This window comes from Pseudomonas sp. PSB18 (assembly GCF_014596565.1).
In the GTDB taxonomy this organism is placed as follows: domain Bacteria; phylum Pseudomonadota; class Gammaproteobacteria; order Pseudomonadales; family Pseudomonadaceae; genus Aquipseudomonas.
In genome coordinates this window covers 714,527-729,301 of record NZ_NOIN01000002.1, presented here as the reverse complement: position 1 = coordinate 729,301, position 14,775 = coordinate 714,527, and the positions used below count along the sequence as shown (strand labels likewise).

Genomic DNA, 14,775 nt, shown 5'->3' with positions numbered 1-14,775 from the left:
TTTCATTTATGGGTAGGCGGTGCTCATGTGCGGCCCTGGGCGGCACATGAGCGGGGCAATCGGTTTACTGACCCAGGAAGTTCAACAGGTCCTGATTCAGGCGATCCTTGTGGGTGTCGGTCAGGCCGTGGGGCGCACCCGGGTAGACGATCAGCTCGGCGTTGCGTACCAGCCTGGCGGCGGCATGGGCGGAGGCGTCAATCGGGACGATCTGGTCGTCGTCGCCATGCACGATCAGGGTCGGCACGTCGAACTTGGCCAGGTCGGCGCGGAAGTCCGTCGCCGAGAACGCCGCGATGCAGTCGTAGGTGTTCTTGTGGCCCGCTTGCATGCCCTGCACCCAGAACGAATCGATCAGCCCCTGAGAGACCTTCGCCCCGTCGCGGTTGAAGCCGAAGAACGGGCCCGAGGCGATGTCGCGATACAGCTGCGAGCGGTTGTCCAGCGAGGCCTGGCGCAGGCCGTCGAACACTTCGATCGGCAGGCCGCCCGGGTAGTCTGCGGTCTTGAGCATCATTGGTGGCACGGCGCTGATCAATGCGGCCTTCTTCACCCGAGCGGTACCGTGGCGACCGATGTAGCGGGTGATTTCGCCGCCACCGGTGGAGAAGCCCACCAGGGTGACGTCTTTGAGATCCAGGGCGTTGATCACAGCGGCCAGGTCATCGGCGTAGTGATCCATGTCGTTGCCTTCCCACGGCTGGCTGGAGCGGCCATGGCCGCGGCGGTCGTGGGCGATCACCCGGTAGCCTTGGTCAGCCAGGAACAGCATCTGTGATTCCCAGCTATCCGAATTCAGCGGCCAGCCATGGCTGAAGGTGACGACTTGTCCATCCTTCGGGCCCCAGTCCTTGTAGTAGAGCTGTACGCCGTCCTGGGTGGTGATATAGCTGCCGTTCTGGGTAGGGGTGCTGGTGCTCATTTTTTGCTTCCTTGTTTTAGGCAGTCGGGATGACGGCCTCTGAAATGTATTGGAGAAATATGTCGTGTCTGAGAAGGCCAGCTTTGCTGGCTGCGAGCTCAGGAGATCACCGCCGCCCGGCGTATCGATGCCTGCCTGGCTTGGCTGCGTTTGTTGGCGATGGCCAGCTTGCCGACCAGGCGGATCGCCACGGCGGCGCAGGTGATGCCGAAGGGCAGCACGTACCAGTCACTCATCGGGATGCGCTTGAAGTTGGAGAGGGCGAATACGGCGGCGATGACCCACATGCCAGTGACATGCAAGGTCTTCCAAGCCTTGGGCCCCAGCAGCCGGGCAGGCGCTTTGAATGAGGTCAGCGCCATCAGCACGATGAAGGTGTAGGCGGTCCCGCCCGGGATGTTGTTTGCCACGGTGCGGGCCGGCCAGAACTCGGTGTTGAGCTGCCCGTAGGCGTAGATCAGCACGGCGTGCACCAGGTGCGAGAAGGCAAAGGCAAGGCCGATGAAACGCCGTTCCCGAACCAGTGCCTTGGCGAGCGGCGAAGGCACCAGTACGGCGAAAGCCGATGCGGTGAATGCGATCAGGAACAATGCGAAGGAGGAACGGGCGGTGGCGCGGATGGCGCTGCGCAGTCCCTCGACCAGGTCGGGTTGGACAGCGACCGCCGTGATGCTCATCGCCACCACCAGCGCACCGATCAGGCCGAACAGCTGCCAGCCCTGGGGGCGGTAGGATGGGTTATTCATGGCAAGATCTCCTGTCGTAAGGTTCGCCATTCAGGGAGGCCGATGGCGATTCGATGGGGAGAATTCTTGCAAGGGGATGTATACCGCCTATGTTCGACAACCGGCGGTTATACGTTCTTTTGAGTACGCGAATACGCTAGATACAATGGCTTACAAATGCACGTCTATGCATCCCGCCGGTAGCGGCTGCACTTCCTGTGCAGCCAGCATGGTCTACCGATTGAGGCCGAAGTCGAGGGTCACGCAAAGACCGCCGCCGTCGCGGTTGCGCACGCTCAGTGACCCACCAATTGCGGCAGTCAACTGCTGGGCGATGGCCAGGCCCAGGCCGGTGCCGCCGGTGCTGCGGTTGCGTGAGCTTTCCACTCGATAGAACGGCTTGACCACCTCGGCCAGGACCTCCTCGGGAATGCCCGGGCCTCGGTCGAGCACACTGATCGAAACGCCCGTGCTCGCGTCGCCGCTGATCTCCACTTCGGCGGTGCCGGCGTACTTCAGCGCGTTATCCACCAGATTCACCAGGATCCGACGCAGCGCATGGGGCCGTGTCTCGATGACCGCACCGTTATTGCCGCGCAGGCTGACCTCCCGGCCGGTGTCCTGGTAGTCGCATACCAGGCTGTCGAGAAAGGAGTCCAGGCTGATGCGGCAACTGGCCTCGGTCGCCCCATGGACGCTGCGGGCATAGGCGACACCTTCACGCACCAGGTGCTCGATTTCGTTCAGGTCGTTGCCCAGTTTGTCTTTCTCCAGCGAGTCGTCCATGAACTCGGCGCGCAGCTTCATCCGCGTGATGGGCGTCTGCAAGTCATGGGAAATGGCCGCCAGCAGTTGCATGCGTTCTTTCAGGTAAGCGGCGATTCGCGCCTGCATGCTGTTGAAGGCCCGGGCAGCGTAGGCCACTTCACGTGGGCCGCTTTCATCCAGCTGCACGGGGTGCGCGTTCGGGTCGAGGTTCTCCACGGCTTCGGCCAGGCGACTGAGTGGGCGTATCGCGATCCGCACGGCCAGCCAGGTGCAGCCGATCAGCAACACCAACTGACCCAACAGCACAAAGGGCAACCAGGGCGACAACGGCTTGACCGAGGGGCGCACGTCGATGGTGACCGGGCTGCCGTCAGCCAGTCGCACCTGGGCCTGGAAATGCTGCTGCGGCCCCGGGATCTGGACAAAGGTCAGGTCATAGTTGCTGCCCAGCGAGACCTGAAGTGATTGCGCCGCCGTCGCCGCGAGATCGTTCGAGGCCAGCGGAATGCCAGGGTCATGTTCGCGCAGCAGGTAGTCGTAGTTGCGCCGCTGCAGACGCTTGGTCCACGCCAGGCGCTCGTCGGCAGGCAAACGGTCGAGGATGGCGATGGAAGTCGCCGTGTCGTGTTCGAAGTTGCCCAGCATGGCGGTCTTGGTGCTTTGGTAGCGTTCGTAGTACTGGGCTGCGAACGTCAGGGACTGGGCAAGTATCAGACCGACCAGGAACACCAGCCACAATCGCGAGGCCAGCGTGCGGGGCCATTGCAACGCGAGCTTCATGCCTGCTCCTCGAGCATCTCGACGGCGAAGGTAAAGACGTAGCCTTCATTGCGCACCGTCTTCAAGTAGAGCGGTTCCCGTGCATCATCCAGCAAGCGCTGACGCACGCGGCTGACCAGCAGGTCGATGGAGCGGTCGAAGATGTCCGCGTCACGGCCCTGGGTCAGGTTGAGCAACTGGTCGCGACTCAACACCCGCTGGGGATGATCGAGGAACACCCGCAGCAACCTGTATTCGGCGCCGCTCAGCGAGACGAGGGTGTCGTCTTCATCGAGCAGATGGCGAGCGGTGGTGTCGAGGCGCCACCGGCCGAACTTGAGCAAGCGGCCGCTTTCGGTGACGACGAAGTTGGGCGGCAGCATGCGGGTACGCCGCAGCACGGCATTGATACGCGCGAGCAGTTCCCGGGCGGCGAAGGGTTTGGCCAGGTAGTCGTCAGCCCCCATTTCCAGGCCAATGATGCGGTCGGTCTCGTCGCTGCGAGCCGTCAGCATCAGCACAGGGGTCGCCTTATGCTTGCCCGCGCGCAGTTCGCGGCACAGCAGCAGCCCGTCATCCCCCGGCATCATGATGTCGAGCACGATCAGGTCCACCTGGTTGGTTTCGAGAAAGGCCCGCATCTGCCGACCATCTGCGACCACGGTGGTGCGCAGACCATTCTTCTTCAGGTAGTTGCCGACCAGCTCCCTGATCTCGCGATCATCATCCACGATCAATACGTGATCGACATGTTCCATGCCCTGCTCTCCGAAATGCGCGCATCGAGTGCGCAGTGTGGCGATGCCCGGTGCCGGTTGGCAGGGCAGCGCGGTTCTGCTTTTCCAGCCCGAGATTAAGCCAGAGCCCAACCAAAACAGCAGCGATTGTATCGCTCTGTATCGCAACCCACCTCAGATACGTAACGCATCCAACCGAGGTGTTTCTCGACACAGCCGAGATACCTCAGCGGCCTTTAATGAGCTCCATCGAGACAACATGAATCGCCTCGATGAAACCATCGAACTCATTGAAGGAAAACGACCATGAAACTGAAAACCATCGCTACCGCCTGCCTGATCACTGCCCTGAGCGCCGCCGCATTACCCGCCTTGGCCCAGGACAAAGCCGCCAGCGAGACCTACACCTACGGCACCCACCTGGACATCAAGCGAGTGGTCTCGCTGACTGAGGACGGCGGCCAGACCTGCGGCTTGGTGAATGCGCAGATCAACTACCTCGATTCGATGGGTGAGCAGCGGTCCCTGACGTACCTCAAGCAGGCAGACACCTGCAACAACGAAGGGAGCTGAGCTTCACGGCCCTCATTAAAGCCGTAATCATCGTGCAAACAGGAGTCACTATGAAGAAGCTCAAGACCTACCTGACCGCTTTTGCCCTCGCATTGGGCGGCATGGCTGCCCACGCCAATGCCGCCGGTGAGCACAACCGAGGCAACAGCGGCCTCTGCTACCAGCTCACACCGCTGAAGAAAACGCCCTCGCCGCGGGCGGTTGGCCTTTGAAGGCGTTGTGGGGTGTATCAGGAATGGCGGTCCAGTTTCTTGAGAAACACCGTCATTTCCTTTTCGGCCTGTTTGTCGCCATGGGCGCGGGCGGCTTCCAGGCCTTGTTCCCAGGCACGACGCGCGGCCGCTAAGTCGCCCTGGCCCTGGTGAGCCTTGCCCAACAGTTTCCAGGCAGCCGAATATTTGGGGTCGAGCTCGACGCAGCGTTGCAGGTGCTCGGCGGCGCGGGGGAATTCGTTGAGGTCAAGATAGCCCTTGCCCAGGCCGAAGCGCAGCAGTGGGTTATCCACACCCTTGGCGAGCATTTTTTCCAGGGATTCGAGCATGGGGGCTTCCTTGTTGGTTGGGTCAGGATCGTTCCCACGCTCTGCGTGGGAATGCAGCCAGGGACGCTTTGCGTCCCCTCAAGCGCCGAACGCGGAGCGTCCGTTGAGGCATTCCCACGCGGAGCGTGGGAACGATCGGCACATCCAGGGTCAGAAGAAGCTCAACCCCACATGGAACAGCTTCTCGACATCGCGAATGTGCTTCTTGTCCACCAGGAACAGGATCACATGGTCGCCCGTCTGGATCATGGTGTCGTCATGGGCGATCAGCACTTCTTCGTCGCGGATGATCGCGCCGATGGTGGTGCCCGGCGGCAAGCCGATGTCGCGGATGGCTCGGCCGATCACTTTGCTGGACTTGGCATCGCCGTGGGCAATGGCCTCGATGGCTTCGGCCGCGCCACGGCGCAGGGAGTGCACGCTGACGATGTCGCCGCGGCGCACGTGGGCCAGCAAGGTGCCGATGGTTGCCAGTTGCGGGCTGATGGCGATGTCGATGTCACCGCCCTGAATCAGGTCGACGTAGGCCGGGTTGTTGATGATGGTCATCACTTTCCGCGCCCCCAGGCGCTTGGCCAGTAGCGACGACATGATGTTGGCTTCGTCGTCGTTGGTCAGGGCCAGGAAGATGTCGGCGTCGGCGATGTTCTCTTCCAGCAGCAGGTCGCGGTCCGAAGCACTGCCCTGCAGCACCACAGTGCTGTCGAGGGTGTCCGAGAGGTAGCGGCAGCGGGCCGGGTTCATCTCGATGATCTTCACCTGGTAGCGGCTTTCGATGGCTTCGGCCAGGCGTTCGCCGATCTGCCCGCCACCGGCGATGACGATGCGCTTGTAGTTCTCGTCGAGACGGCGCATCTCGCTCATCACCGCACGAATATTCGCCTTGGCGGCGATGAAGAACACCTCGTCGTCCGCCTCGATCACCGTATCGCCCTGGGGCAGGATCGGTCGGTCACGGCGGAAGATCGCCGCGACCCGCATCTCCACGTTCGGCATGTGCTCGCGTAGCTGACGCAGTTGCTGCCCCACCAACGGCCCGCCGTAGTAAGCCTTGACCGCCACCAGTTGCGCCTTGCCTTCGGCAAAGTCGATCACCTGCAAGGCGCCCGGATGCTCGATCAGGCGCTTGATGTAGTTGGTCACCACCTGCTCGGGGCTGATCAGCACGTCCACCGGAATCGCTTCGTTATCGAACAGGTCGGCGCGGGTCAGGTAGGCCGCTTCCCGCACCCGGGCGATCTTGGTCGGGGTGTGGAACAGGGTGTGGGCGACCTGGCAGGCGACCATGTTGGTTTCGTCGCTGTTGGTGACCGCCACCAGCATGTCGGCATCGTCGGCGCCGGCTTGGCGCAGCACGGTCGGCAGGGAACCGCGTCCTTGCACGGTACGGATGTCGAGACGGTCACCGAGGTCGCGCAGGCGTTCGCCGTCAGTGTCGACCACGGTGATGTCGTTGGCCTCGCTGGCCAGATGCTCCGCCAGCGAACCGCCGACCTGTCCTGCGCCGAGGATGATGATTTTCATCCGTTCACTCCTATCGAATCGGTCTTAACCGCGTGCGGCGGCGATCTTGATCAGCTTGGCGTAGTAGAACCCGTCGTGCCCGCCCTCCTGGGCCAGCAACTGGCGCCCGTGGGGCTGTTTCAGGCCGGCCTGGGTGGCGATGTCCAGTTCCCGGGCACCGGGGGTGCGGGCGAGGAAGGCTTCGATCACCTCAGTGTTCTCGGTCGGCAAGGTCGAACAGGTGGCATAGAGCAGGATGCCGCCGACGTCGAGGGTCTGCCACAGGGCGTCGAGCAGCTCGCCTTGGAGCAGTGCCAAGGCAGCGATGTCGTCCGGTTGGCGGGTGAGCTTGATGTCCGGGTGACGACGGATCACGCCAGTGGCCGAGCACGGCGCGTCCAGCAGGATGCGCTGGAACGGCTTGCCGTCCCACCAGGCCGCGGTGTCGCGACCGTCGGCGGCGATCAGCTCGGCGTCCAGGCCCAGGCGCTCGAGGTTTTCCTGCACCCGCACCAGGCGCTTGGCTTCCAGGTCCACCGCCACTACGCTGGCCAGCTTCGGCTCGGCTTCGAGAATGTGGCAGGTCTTGCCCCCCGGCGCGCAGCAGGCGTCCAGCACCCGCTGCCCGGGCGCCAGCTCCAGCAGGTCGGCGGCCAGTTGCGCGGCTTCGTCCTGGACGCTGATCCAGCCGTCGGCGAAGCCCGGCAGGGCGCGCACATCGCCTGGGGTTTCCAGCAGGATGCCGTCGCGACTGTACACGCATGGCCGGGCCGGAATGCCGGCCTCGCCCAACAAGGTCAGGTAGGCATCGCGGCTATGGTGGCGACGGTTGACCCGCAGGATCATCGGCGGATGGGCATTGTTGGCCGCGCAGATGGCTTCCCATTGCTCGGGCCAGAACGCCTTCAAGGCTTTCTGCAACCAGCGCGGATGAGCAGTGCGTACCACCGGGTCATGCTCCAGTTCGGCCAGCAGGCTTTCGCTTTCCCGTTGGGCGCGGCGCAACACGGCATTGAGCAAGGCCTTGGCCCAGGGTTTCTTCAGTTTGTCGGCGCAGCCCACGGTTTCGCCGATGGCGGCGTGGGCGGGCACACGGGTGTAGAGCAATTGGTAAAGTCCCACCAACAGCAGCGCTTCGACGTCGGCGTCGGCGGCCTTGAATGGTTTCTGCAACAGCTTGGCCGCAAGCGCCGACAGCCGAGGCTGCCAGCGAGCAGTGCCGAACGCCAGGTCCTGGGTGAAACCGCGATCACGGTCCTCGACCTTGTCCAACTGGGTCGGCAAGGAACTGTTGAGCGACGCTTTGCCGCTGAGCACGGCGGCAAGCGCCTTGGCGGCGGCCAGACGCGGGTTCATGAAGCCTCCACCGCTTGGCCGAGGACGCTGCCGACGGCAAATTTCTCCCGCCGACTGTTGTACAGATCGCTGAAGTTCAACGCCTTGCCGCCGGGCAGTTGCAGACGGGTCAGGCACAGTGCCTGCTCGCCACAGGCCACGACGAGGCCGTCCTTGCTGGCTTCGAGGATCTGCCCCGGAGCGCCCTTCCCTTCGGCGCACTGGGCGGCCAGTACCTTCACCGCTTCGCCGTTCAAGGTGCTGTGGCAGATCGGCCACGGGTTAAAGGCGCGGACCAGCCGCTCCAGCTCGACCGCCGGACGGCTCCAGTCGATGCGGGCCTCGTCCTTGTTCAATTTGTGCGCGTAGGTGGCGAGGCTGTCATCCTGCACTTCGCCTTCCAGGGTACCGGCGGCCAGGCCGGCAATGGCCTCGACCACGGCCGGCGGGCCGATCAGTGCGAGGCGGTCGTGCAAGCTGCCACCGGTGTCTTCGGCGCTGATGGGGGTGGCGACCTTGAGCAGCATCGGCCCGGTGTCCAGGCCCGCCTCCATGCGCATCACGGTCACGCCGCTCTCGGCATCGCCCGCTTCCACGGCGCGCTGGATCGGCGCCGCACCGCGCCAGCGCGGCAGCAGCGAGGCGTGACTGTTGATGCAGCCCAGGCGCGGGATGTCCAGCACCACTTGGGGCAGGATCAGGCCATAGGCAACCACCACCATCAGGTCCGGCTTCAGCGCGGCCAGTTCGGCCTGGGCTTGCCCATCACGCAGGGTCGGCGGCTGCAACACCTGCAAACCGTTTTCCAGGGCCAGTTGCTTGACCGGGCTGGGCATCAGTTTCTGCCCGCGGCCGGCCGGCCGGTCCGGCTGGGTGTAGACCGCGATGATTTCATGGGGGCTGGCCAGCAGGGCCTTGAGGTGTTCGGCGGCAAACTCGGGAGTGCCGGCAAAGACGATGCGCAGTGGCTCAGTCATGGAAGCTCTCAATCAACAGCAGTCGCATAAAGAAAAAAGGCTTGCCGCGGCAAGCCTTTGAAGGGGGCATCAAGCATTCTGGCGATGGATCTTTTCCAGTTTCTTCTTGATCCGGTCACGCTTGAGGGTCGACAGGTAATCCACGAACAACTTGCCGTTGAGGTGGTCACACTCATGCTGGATGCACACCGCCAGCAACCCTTCGGCGACCAGTTCGTATGGCTGGCCGTCACGGTCCAAAGCCTTGATTCTGACTTTCTGTGGACGGTCGACGTTCTCGTAGAAGCCCGGTACCGAGAGGCAACCTTCCTGGTATTGGTCCATCTCGTCGGTGAGGGTTTCGAACTCGGGGTTGATGAACACCCGTGGCTCGCTGCGGTCTTCGGAGAGGTCCATGACGACGATACGCTTGTGCACGTTGACCTGGGTCGCGGCGAGGCCGATGCCTGGCGCTTCATACATTGTTTCAAACATGTCATCGACCAACTGACGCACTTCGTCGTCCACTACGGCCACCGGTTTGGCAATCGTGCGCAGGCGCGGGTCCGGAAATTCGAGAATGTTCAAAATGGCCATAAGCTTGATAAATGCACGTGTGAGGTAAAGTCGGGTGGCTGGCCTGGCGTGTATTGGGATGCAGGCTACCGTTGTAAAACGTTGCTCTTGATACGGAGCGAGCCACGGGGGCTCTGGCGTTTTACGCGAACGCACATGATAAAGGGATTCACCGCATGAGGAAATCACTACTCGCCCTGCTGCTCCTGGCCTCGGCCGGTATCGCGCACGGGCAAGTGCAACTTCGGGAAGGTTTCCCGCAGCAATACACCGTGGTCGCTGGCGACACGCTGTGGGACATTTCTGGCAAATACCTGCGCGAACCGTGGAAATGGCCCGAACTCTGGCAGGCCAACCCGCAGATCGAGAACCCGAACCTGATTTACCCCGGCGATACCCTGTCACTGGTCTACGTCAATGGCCAGCCACGGCTGACCCTCAATCGCGGCGCCTCCCGGGGCACCATCAAGCTGTCGCCGCGGATCCGCAGCTCGCCGGTGGCCGAGGCCATCCCGAGCATCCCATTGCAAGCCATCAACAGCTTCCTGCTGAGCAACCGCATCGTCGACACGGCGGCGAACTTCAACAAGGCGCCCTACGTCGTCGCCGGCAATGCCGAACGGGTGCTCAGCGGCGCCGGGGACCAGATCTTCGCTCGCGGCGCATTCGACACCGACCAATCGGCCTATGGCATCTTCCGCCAGGGCAAGGTCTACACCGACCCGCAGACCAAGGAACTGCTGGGCATCAACGCCGACGACATCGGCAGCGCCGAGGTCGTGGCCGCCGAAGGCGACGTCACCACCCTCACCCTGCAACGCACCACCCAGGAAGTACGCCTGGGTGATCGGCTGTTCAGCGGCGAAGAACGCTCGATCAACTCGACATTCATGCCCAGCGCGCCGAAAACGGACATCAACGGGCTGATCCTCGACGTGCCACGGGGCGTGACCCAGATCGGCGCGCTGGACGTGGTCACCCTGAACAAGGGCCGGCGCGACGGGCTGGCCGAGGGCAATGTGCTGGCGGTGATGAAGACCGGTGAAACCGTACGCGACCGCGTCACCGGGGAACCGGTGAAGATCCCCGACGAACGGGCCGGCCTGCTGATGGTGTTCCGCACCTACGACAAGCTCAGCTACGGCCTGGTGCTGTATGCCTCGCGCTCACTGGCGGTGCTCGACAAGGTGCGCAATCCATAACGGGTCTCACAACTTACCAACAGAGTTATCCACAGCTTGTTCCCGTTCGAACGGGGCCTATGACGATCAAGGATTGATCACATGACATTGCCTGAATGCCCTCCGGTTTCCCCCGCGGAACTGGAGGCCCGCCTGCGCCTGCACCGCTTGCCGGAGCTGGGGCCCAAACGTTTCATGACCCTGATGGAAGCCTTCGGCTCGGCCTCCAAGGCCCTCAGTGCGCCGGCCAGCGCATGGCGGGCGCTGGGGTTGCCCGTGGCGAGTGCCGAGGCCCGGCGCAACCCGGATGTGCGCGACGGCGCCGCCCACGCATTGGCCTGGCTGGAGGGTTCGGGCCAGCATTTGCTGATGTGGGACCAACCTGACTACCCGGCGCTGCTGGCGCAGATCAGCGATGCGCCACCCCTGCTGTTCGCCGCTGGCGACCCCGCCATCCTGGAAAAACCGCAGCTGGCGATGGTGGGCAGTCGCCGGGCCTCGCGTCCGGGGATGGACACGGCCGCAGCGTTTTCCCGCAGCCTGGCCAGCGCCGGTTTTGTCATCACCAGCGGCTTGGCCCTGGGCATCGACACAGCGGCTCATCAGGCGGCACTGGATGTCGGCGGGCAAACCGTCGGGGTGCTGGGTACCGGCCTGGAAAATTTTTATCCACAGCGCAATCGTCGCTTGGCGGACGCGATGATTGCCCAAGGCAGCGCGGTGCTCTCGGAGTTTCCGTTGGACGCACCGCCCCACGCCAGCCACTTTCCGCGCCGCAACCGGATCATCAGCGGTTTGTCCCTCGGTGTCCTGGTGGTCGAAGCCAGTGTCGCCAGCGGTTCGCTGATCACGGCGCGCCTGGCGGCGGAACAGGGACGCGAGGTGTACGCCATTCCGGGATCGATCCATCATCCGGGTGCCCGGGGTTGTCATCAATTGATCCGCGACGGTGCGGCACTGGTGGAAACCGTGGAGCACATCCTCGAAGCCTTGCGTGGCTGGCAACGGCTGCCGCTGCCCTTGGAACCAGCACCTGTCACCCATCCGCTGTTGCGCCTGCTCCATGCCGCGCCGCTCACCAGCGAGGCGTTGGCCGAGGCCAGTGGCTGGGGGTTGTCCAAAGTGCTGGCGGCGCTGACCGAACTGGAAATGGAGGGGCGCGCCACGTCTGACAATGGCCGCTGGTTTGCGCGCACGCGCTAGGTTTTATGGGGAAGATCGGTAAACTGCGCACAGCCTTATCTTGTGTTGCGGAGAATCTTTCATGGTCAACAGTTGGCGTGTGCAACAAGCCGCGCGAGAAATTCGCGCCGGGGCGGTGATTGCCTATCCAACCGAAGCGGTCTGGGGCCTGGGTTGCGATCCATGGAACGAAGAGGCGGTGGAGCGCCTGCTGGCGATCAAATCGCGGTTGCCCGACAAGGGGCTGATCCTGGTGGCGGACAACATCCATCAGTTCGATTTCCTGTTTGAAGACTTCCCCGACACCTGGATGGACCGCATGGCCAGCACCTGGCCGGGGCCCAACACCTGGCTGGTGCCGCACCAGAACCTGCTGCCGGAATGGATCACCGGGGTGCACGACACGGTGGCGCTGCGGGTCAGCGATCACCCCACCGTGCGGGACCTGTGCTCGCTGGTCGGGCCGCTGGTGTCCACCTCGGCCAACCCCCAAGGCCGCCCGGCAGCGCGCACGCGGATTCGCGTCGAGCAGTACTTCCGCGGGCAGATCGACCTGGTACTCGGCGGCAACCTGGGCGGGCGCAAGAACCCCAGCGTGATTCGCGACCTGGCCACCGGAAAAGTGGTTCGACCGGACTGAGCCCGGTCGCAACCTCCGGTTTCCATACCTATCCAATGTGGGAGCGAGCCTGCTCGCGATAGCGTCGGGTCAGACGAATGAGTGTTGTCTGATACACCGCCATCGCGAGCAGGCTCGCTCCCACAAGAGTTTTGTGTTGAACACAGAACTTATGCACACCACCGTTCAAAGGTGGGAGCGAGCCTGCTCGCGATAGCGTCGGGTCAGACGAACGGGTGTTGTCTGATATACCGCCATCGCGAGCAGGCTCGCTCCCACATTTGAATTGTGGTGCTCGTAAATGCTGTGCTCCCACAGGGTTTAGCGCAGGCTCAAGGCAGCAGAATGGTCGAGCCCGTCGTGCGCCGCGCCGACAATTCGGTCTGGGCCTTGGCCGCGTCCGCCAACGGATAGCGCTGATTGATATCCACCGTGAGCTTGCCGCTGCTGATCATCCCGAACAGTTCGTCGGCCATGCGCTGGAGATTTTCGGCGTTGTTGGCGTAAGTCGCCAGGGTCGGGCGGGTCACGTACAGCGAGCCTTTCGCTGACAGAATTCCCAGGTTCACGCCGTCCACCGCACCCGAGGCATTGCCGAAGCTCACCAGCAGGCCGCGGGGCGCGACACAATCGAGGGAGGTCAACCAGGTGTCCTTGCCGACCCCGTCGTACACCACCGGCACTTTTTTACCGTCCGTCAACTCCAGCACCCGTTGTGCGACGTTTTCCTTGCTGTAATCGATGGTTTCCCAGGCGCCATGGGCTTTGGCGACGGCCGCTTTCTCCGCCGAGCTCACGGTACCGATCAGCTTCACGCCCAGGGCCTTGGCCCATTGGCAGGCCAGGGAGCCCACGCCACCGGCAGCGGCATGGAACAGAATGGTTTCGCCACCCTTGAGCTCATAGGTCTGGCGCAGCAGATACTGCACCGTCAGGCCCTTGAGCATGACGCCGGCAGCCTGTTCGAAACTGATGGATTCAGGCAGGTGCACCAGGTTGGCCTCGGGCAACACATGCACATCGCTATAAGCCCCCAGCGGACCGCTGCCATAGGCCACCCGATCGCCCACCTTGAAGCGGGTAACGCCTGAGCCGACCGCCTCGACCACGCCCGCCCCCTCGGCGCCCAGGCCCGAGGGCAGGGCCGGCGGTGGATAAAGACCACTGCGGTAATAGGTGTCTATGAAATTCAGGCCGATGGCCCGGTTGCTCACGCGCACCTGCTGCGGGCCTGGTTCGGCAGGTTGATAGTCCACGTACTCAAGCACTTCGGGGCCGCCGTGGGAACTGAACTGGATACGTTTGGCCATCTTCATTCTCTCCTTGTCGCAGGACTTTTTACCAAGCCTGACATCGGACTCCTAAGCTTGACCTGCGTCAACTGTGGCGTGAGCAAGTGCGGTGGTATCCTGTGCGCCCATTGGCCACCGGCCCGCCGTACGCCGCGTAGCCCAGTCCTGATCAAAGGGGGTGTCATGACCACTCGCACCGAGGCCGTGAAAGCCTATCTGCTCGACCTGCAAGACCGCATCTGCGCTGCACTGGAAGCCGAAGACGGCGGTACTCGCTTCGTCGAAGACGCCTGGACCCGGCCTGCCGGCGGTGGCGGTCGCACCCGGGTGCTGGAGAACGGTACGGTCATTGAAAAGGGCGGCGTCAACTTTTCCCACGTCTTCGGCAGCGGTCTCCCACCGTCGGCCAGTGCCCATCGGCCGGAACTGGCCGGGCGCGGTTTCGAAGCCCTGGGCGTGTCGCTGGTGATCCACCCGCACAACCCCCACGTTCCGACCTCCCACGCCAACGTGCGCTTTTTCATCGCGGAAAAGGAAGGCGAAGAACCGGTCTGGTGGTTCGGCGGCGGCTTCGACCTGACGCCGTACTACGGCGTCGCGGAAGACTGCGTGCATTGGCACCGCATAGCCGAGCAGGCCTGTGCCCCGTTCGGCCCGGAGGTGTATTCGCGCTACAAGGCCTGGTGCGACAGCTATTTCCACCTCAAGCATCGAAACGAGCCCCGGGGTATCGGCGGCCTGTTTTTCGATGACCTGAACGAGTGGGGATTCGACACCTGCTTCGCCTTCGTCCGTGCGATCGGCGATGCCTACATCGAGGCCTACCTGCCCATCGTGCGCCGGCGCAAACATGAGCCGTTCACCGCGAAGCAACGGGAATTCCAGGAGTTCCGCCGTGGACGCTACGTGGAATTCAACCTGGTCTACGACCGCGGCACCCTGTTCGGGCTGCAATCGGGTGGACGGACCGAGTCGATCCTGATGTCCTTGCCGCCACAGGTGCGCTGGGGCTACGACTGGAAAGCCGAGCCGGGCAGCGAAGAAGCGCGCCTGACCGAGTATTTCCTGCAGGATCGCGATTGGCTGGCGAAGGCCTGACTCTATGA

The 14,775-nt window shown here is 63.3% G+C and carries 16 protein-coding genes; 6 read left to right on the top strand and 10 right to left on the bottom strand.

Annotated elements, in window-relative coordinates:
• Positions 1–64 precede the first annotated feature (64 nt).
• From CGA22_RS07380 to CGA22_RS07365, 4 genes are all read right to left on the bottom strand, one after another.
• The gene (locus CGA22_RS07380; protein ID WP_041023917.1) at positions 65–922 is read right to left on the bottom strand and encodes an alpha/beta fold hydrolase; all 858 of its coding nucleotides are present in this window, start codon (positions 920–922) and stop codon (positions 65–67) included.
• A gap of 98 nt (positions 923–1,020) precedes the next feature.
• Positions 1,021–1,668, bottom strand: a complete 648-nt coding sequence (locus tag CGA22_RS07375) for a ferric reductase-like transmembrane domain-containing protein (RefSeq protein ID WP_041023916.1) — start codon at positions 1,666–1,668, stop codon at positions 1,021–1,023.
• 213 nt (positions 1,669–1,881) lie between these two features.
• Positions 1,882–3,195, bottom strand: coding sequence for an ATP-binding protein (locus tag CGA22_RS07370; protein ID WP_041023915.1), 1,314 nt, complete (start codon positions 3,193–3,195; stop codon positions 1,882–1,884).
• Complete coding sequence (locus CGA22_RS07365; RefSeq protein WP_041023914.1) at positions 3,192–3,932, bottom strand: response regulator; 741 nt, start codon at positions 3,930–3,932, stop codon at positions 3,192–3,194. The genes CGA22_RS07370 and CGA22_RS07365 overlap by 4 nt, the downstream gene beginning before the upstream one ends.
• A gap of 285 nt (positions 3,933–4,217) precedes the next feature.
• Between CGA22_RS07365 and CGA22_RS07360 the strand changes: the two genes are divergently transcribed.
• Both CGA22_RS07360 and CGA22_RS07355 read left to right on the top strand, forming a co-directional pair.
• Positions 4,218–4,484 carry a DUF2790 domain-containing protein gene (locus CGA22_RS07360; protein ID WP_041023913.1) on the top strand — a complete coding sequence of 89 codons (267 nt, stop codon included), beginning with the start codon at positions 4,218–4,220 and terminating at the stop codon, positions 4,482–4,484.
• 50 nt (positions 4,485–4,534) lie between these two features.
• A complete protein-coding gene (locus CGA22_RS07355) occupies positions 4,535–4,696 on the top strand; it encodes a hypothetical protein (protein WP_154673559.1) in 162 nt (53 codons plus the stop codon).
• A 17-nt stretch (positions 4,697–4,713) separates the two neighbouring features.
• Here CGA22_RS07355 and CGA22_RS07350 read toward each other — a convergent pair whose 3' ends face one another.
• The 5 genes from CGA22_RS07350 to def form a co-directional block, all read right to left on the bottom strand.
• A complete protein-coding gene (locus tag CGA22_RS07350; protein WP_041023912.1) occupies positions 4,714–5,025 on the bottom strand; it encodes a tetratricopeptide repeat protein in 312 nt (103 codons plus the stop codon).
• A gap of 150 nt (positions 5,026–5,175) precedes the next feature.
• Positions 5,176–6,549: a Trk system potassium transporter TrkA gene (gene trkA, locus CGA22_RS07345; RefSeq protein WP_041023911.1), complete on the bottom strand. Its 1,374-nt coding sequence runs from the start codon at positions 6,547–6,549 to the stop codon at positions 5,176–5,178.
• Positions 6,550–6,573: 24 nt separating this feature from the next.
• On the bottom strand, positions 6,574–7,884 hold the full coding sequence (gene rsmB / locus CGA22_RS07340) for a 16S rRNA (cytosine(967)-C(5))-methyltransferase RsmB (RefSeq protein WP_041023910.1): 1,311 nt from the start codon (positions 7,882–7,884) through the stop codon (positions 6,574–6,576).
• Positions 7,881–8,840 carry a methionyl-tRNA formyltransferase gene (gene fmt / locus CGA22_RS07335; RefSeq protein WP_041023909.1) on the bottom strand — a complete coding sequence of 320 codons (960 nt, stop codon included), beginning with the start codon at positions 8,838–8,840 and terminating at the stop codon, positions 7,881–7,883. Before fmt ends, rsmB begins: the two co-directional genes overlap by 4 nt.
• A gap of 69 nt (positions 8,841–8,909) precedes the next feature.
• Positions 8,910–9,416 carry a peptide deformylase gene (def, locus tag CGA22_RS07330; protein ID WP_041023908.1) on the bottom strand — a complete coding sequence of 169 codons (507 nt, stop codon included), beginning with the start codon at positions 9,414–9,416 and terminating at the stop codon, positions 8,910–8,912.
• A gap of 155 nt (positions 9,417–9,571) precedes the next feature.
• Here def and CGA22_RS07325 point away from each other — a divergent pair, with 155 nt between their 5' ends.
• The 3 genes from CGA22_RS07325 (at position 9,572) to CGA22_RS07315 (ending at position 12,398) form a co-directional block, all read left to right on the top strand.
• Positions 9,572–10,597 carry a LysM peptidoglycan-binding domain-containing protein gene (locus CGA22_RS07325; protein WP_041023907.1) on the top strand — a complete coding sequence of 342 codons (1,026 nt, stop codon included), beginning with the start codon at positions 9,572–9,574 and terminating at the stop codon, positions 10,595–10,597.
• A gap of 81 nt (positions 10,598–10,678) precedes the next feature.
• The gene (gene dprA / locus CGA22_RS07320; protein WP_041023906.1) at positions 10,679–11,779 is read left to right on the top strand and encodes a DNA-processing protein DprA; all 1,101 of its coding nucleotides are present in this window, start codon (positions 10,679–10,681) and stop codon (positions 11,777–11,779) included.
• 61 nt (positions 11,780–11,840) lie between these two features.
• Positions 11,841–12,398, top strand: a complete 558-nt coding sequence (locus CGA22_RS07315; RefSeq protein ID WP_003196294.1) for an L-threonylcarbamoyladenylate synthase — start codon at positions 11,841–11,843, stop codon at positions 12,396–12,398.
• A gap of 311 nt (positions 12,399–12,709) precedes the next feature.
• Here the strand turns inward: CGA22_RS07315 and CGA22_RS07310 are convergent, their stop codons facing one another.
• Positions 12,710–13,687, bottom strand: a complete 978-nt coding sequence (locus CGA22_RS07310) for an NADPH:quinone reductase (RefSeq protein WP_041023176.1) — start codon at positions 13,685–13,687, stop codon at positions 12,710–12,712.
• 165 nt (positions 13,688–13,852) lie between these two features.
• Between CGA22_RS07310 and hemF the strand changes: the two genes are divergently transcribed.
• Positions 13,853–14,767: an oxygen-dependent coproporphyrinogen oxidase gene (gene hemF / locus CGA22_RS07305; protein WP_041023174.1), complete on the top strand. Its 915-nt coding sequence runs from the start codon at positions 13,853–13,855 to the stop codon at positions 14,765–14,767.
• Positions 14,768–14,775 lie beyond the last annotated feature (8 nt).

Coding starts and splice junctions, on each gene's coding strand:
- CGA22_RS07380 (WP_041023917.1), bottom strand. CDS start 922: ATGAGCACCAGCACCCCTACCCAGAACGGCAGCTATATCACCACCCAG.
- CGA22_RS07375 (WP_041023916.1), bottom strand. CDS start 1,668: ATGAATAACCCATCCTACCGCCCCCAGGGCTGGCAGCTGTTCGGCCTG.
- CGA22_RS07370 (WP_041023915.1), bottom strand. CDS start 3,195: ATGAAGCTCGCGTTGCAATGGCCCCGCACGCTGGCCTCGCGATTGTGG.
- CGA22_RS07365 (WP_041023914.1), bottom strand. CDS start 3,932: ATGGAACATGTCGATCACGTATTGATCGTGGATGATGATCGCGAGATC.
- CGA22_RS07360 (WP_041023913.1), top strand. CDS start 4,218: ATGAAACTGAAAACCATCGCTACCGCCTGCCTGATCACTGCCCTGAGC.
- CGA22_RS07355 (WP_154673559.1), top strand. CDS start 4,535: ATGAAGAAGCTCAAGACCTACCTGACCGCTTTTGCCCTCGCATTGGGC.
- CGA22_RS07350 (WP_041023912.1), bottom strand. CDS start 5,025: ATGCTCGAATCCCTGGAAAAAATGCTCGCCAAGGGTGTGGATAACCCA.
- trkA (WP_041023911.1), bottom strand. CDS start 6,549: ATGAAAATCATCATCCTCGGCGCAGGACAGGTCGGCGGTTCGCTGGCG.
- rsmB (WP_041023910.1), bottom strand. CDS start 7,884: ATGAACCCGCGTCTGGCCGCCGCCAAGGCGCTTGCCGCCGTGCTCAGC.
- fmt (WP_041023909.1), bottom strand. CDS start 8,840: ATGACTGAGCCACTGCGCATCGTCTTTGCCGGCACTCCCGAGTTTGCC.
- def (WP_041023908.1), bottom strand. CDS start 9,416: ATGGCCATTTTGAACATTCTCGAATTTCCGGACCCGCGCCTGCGCACG.
- CGA22_RS07325 (WP_041023907.1), top strand. CDS start 9,572: ATGAGGAAATCACTACTCGCCCTGCTGCTCCTGGCCTCGGCCGGTATC.
- dprA (WP_041023906.1), top strand. CDS start 10,679: ATGACATTGCCTGAATGCCCTCCGGTTTCCCCCGCGGAACTGGAGGCC.
- CGA22_RS07315 (WP_003196294.1), top strand. CDS start 11,841: ATGGTCAACAGTTGGCGTGTGCAACAAGCCGCGCGAGAAATTCGCGCC.
- CGA22_RS07310 (WP_041023176.1), bottom strand. CDS start 13,687: ATGGCCAAACGTATCCAGTTCAGTTCCCACGGCGGCCCCGAAGTGCTT.
- hemF (WP_041023174.1), top strand. CDS start 13,853: ATGACCACTCGCACCGAGGCCGTGAAAGCCTATCTGCTCGACCTGCAA.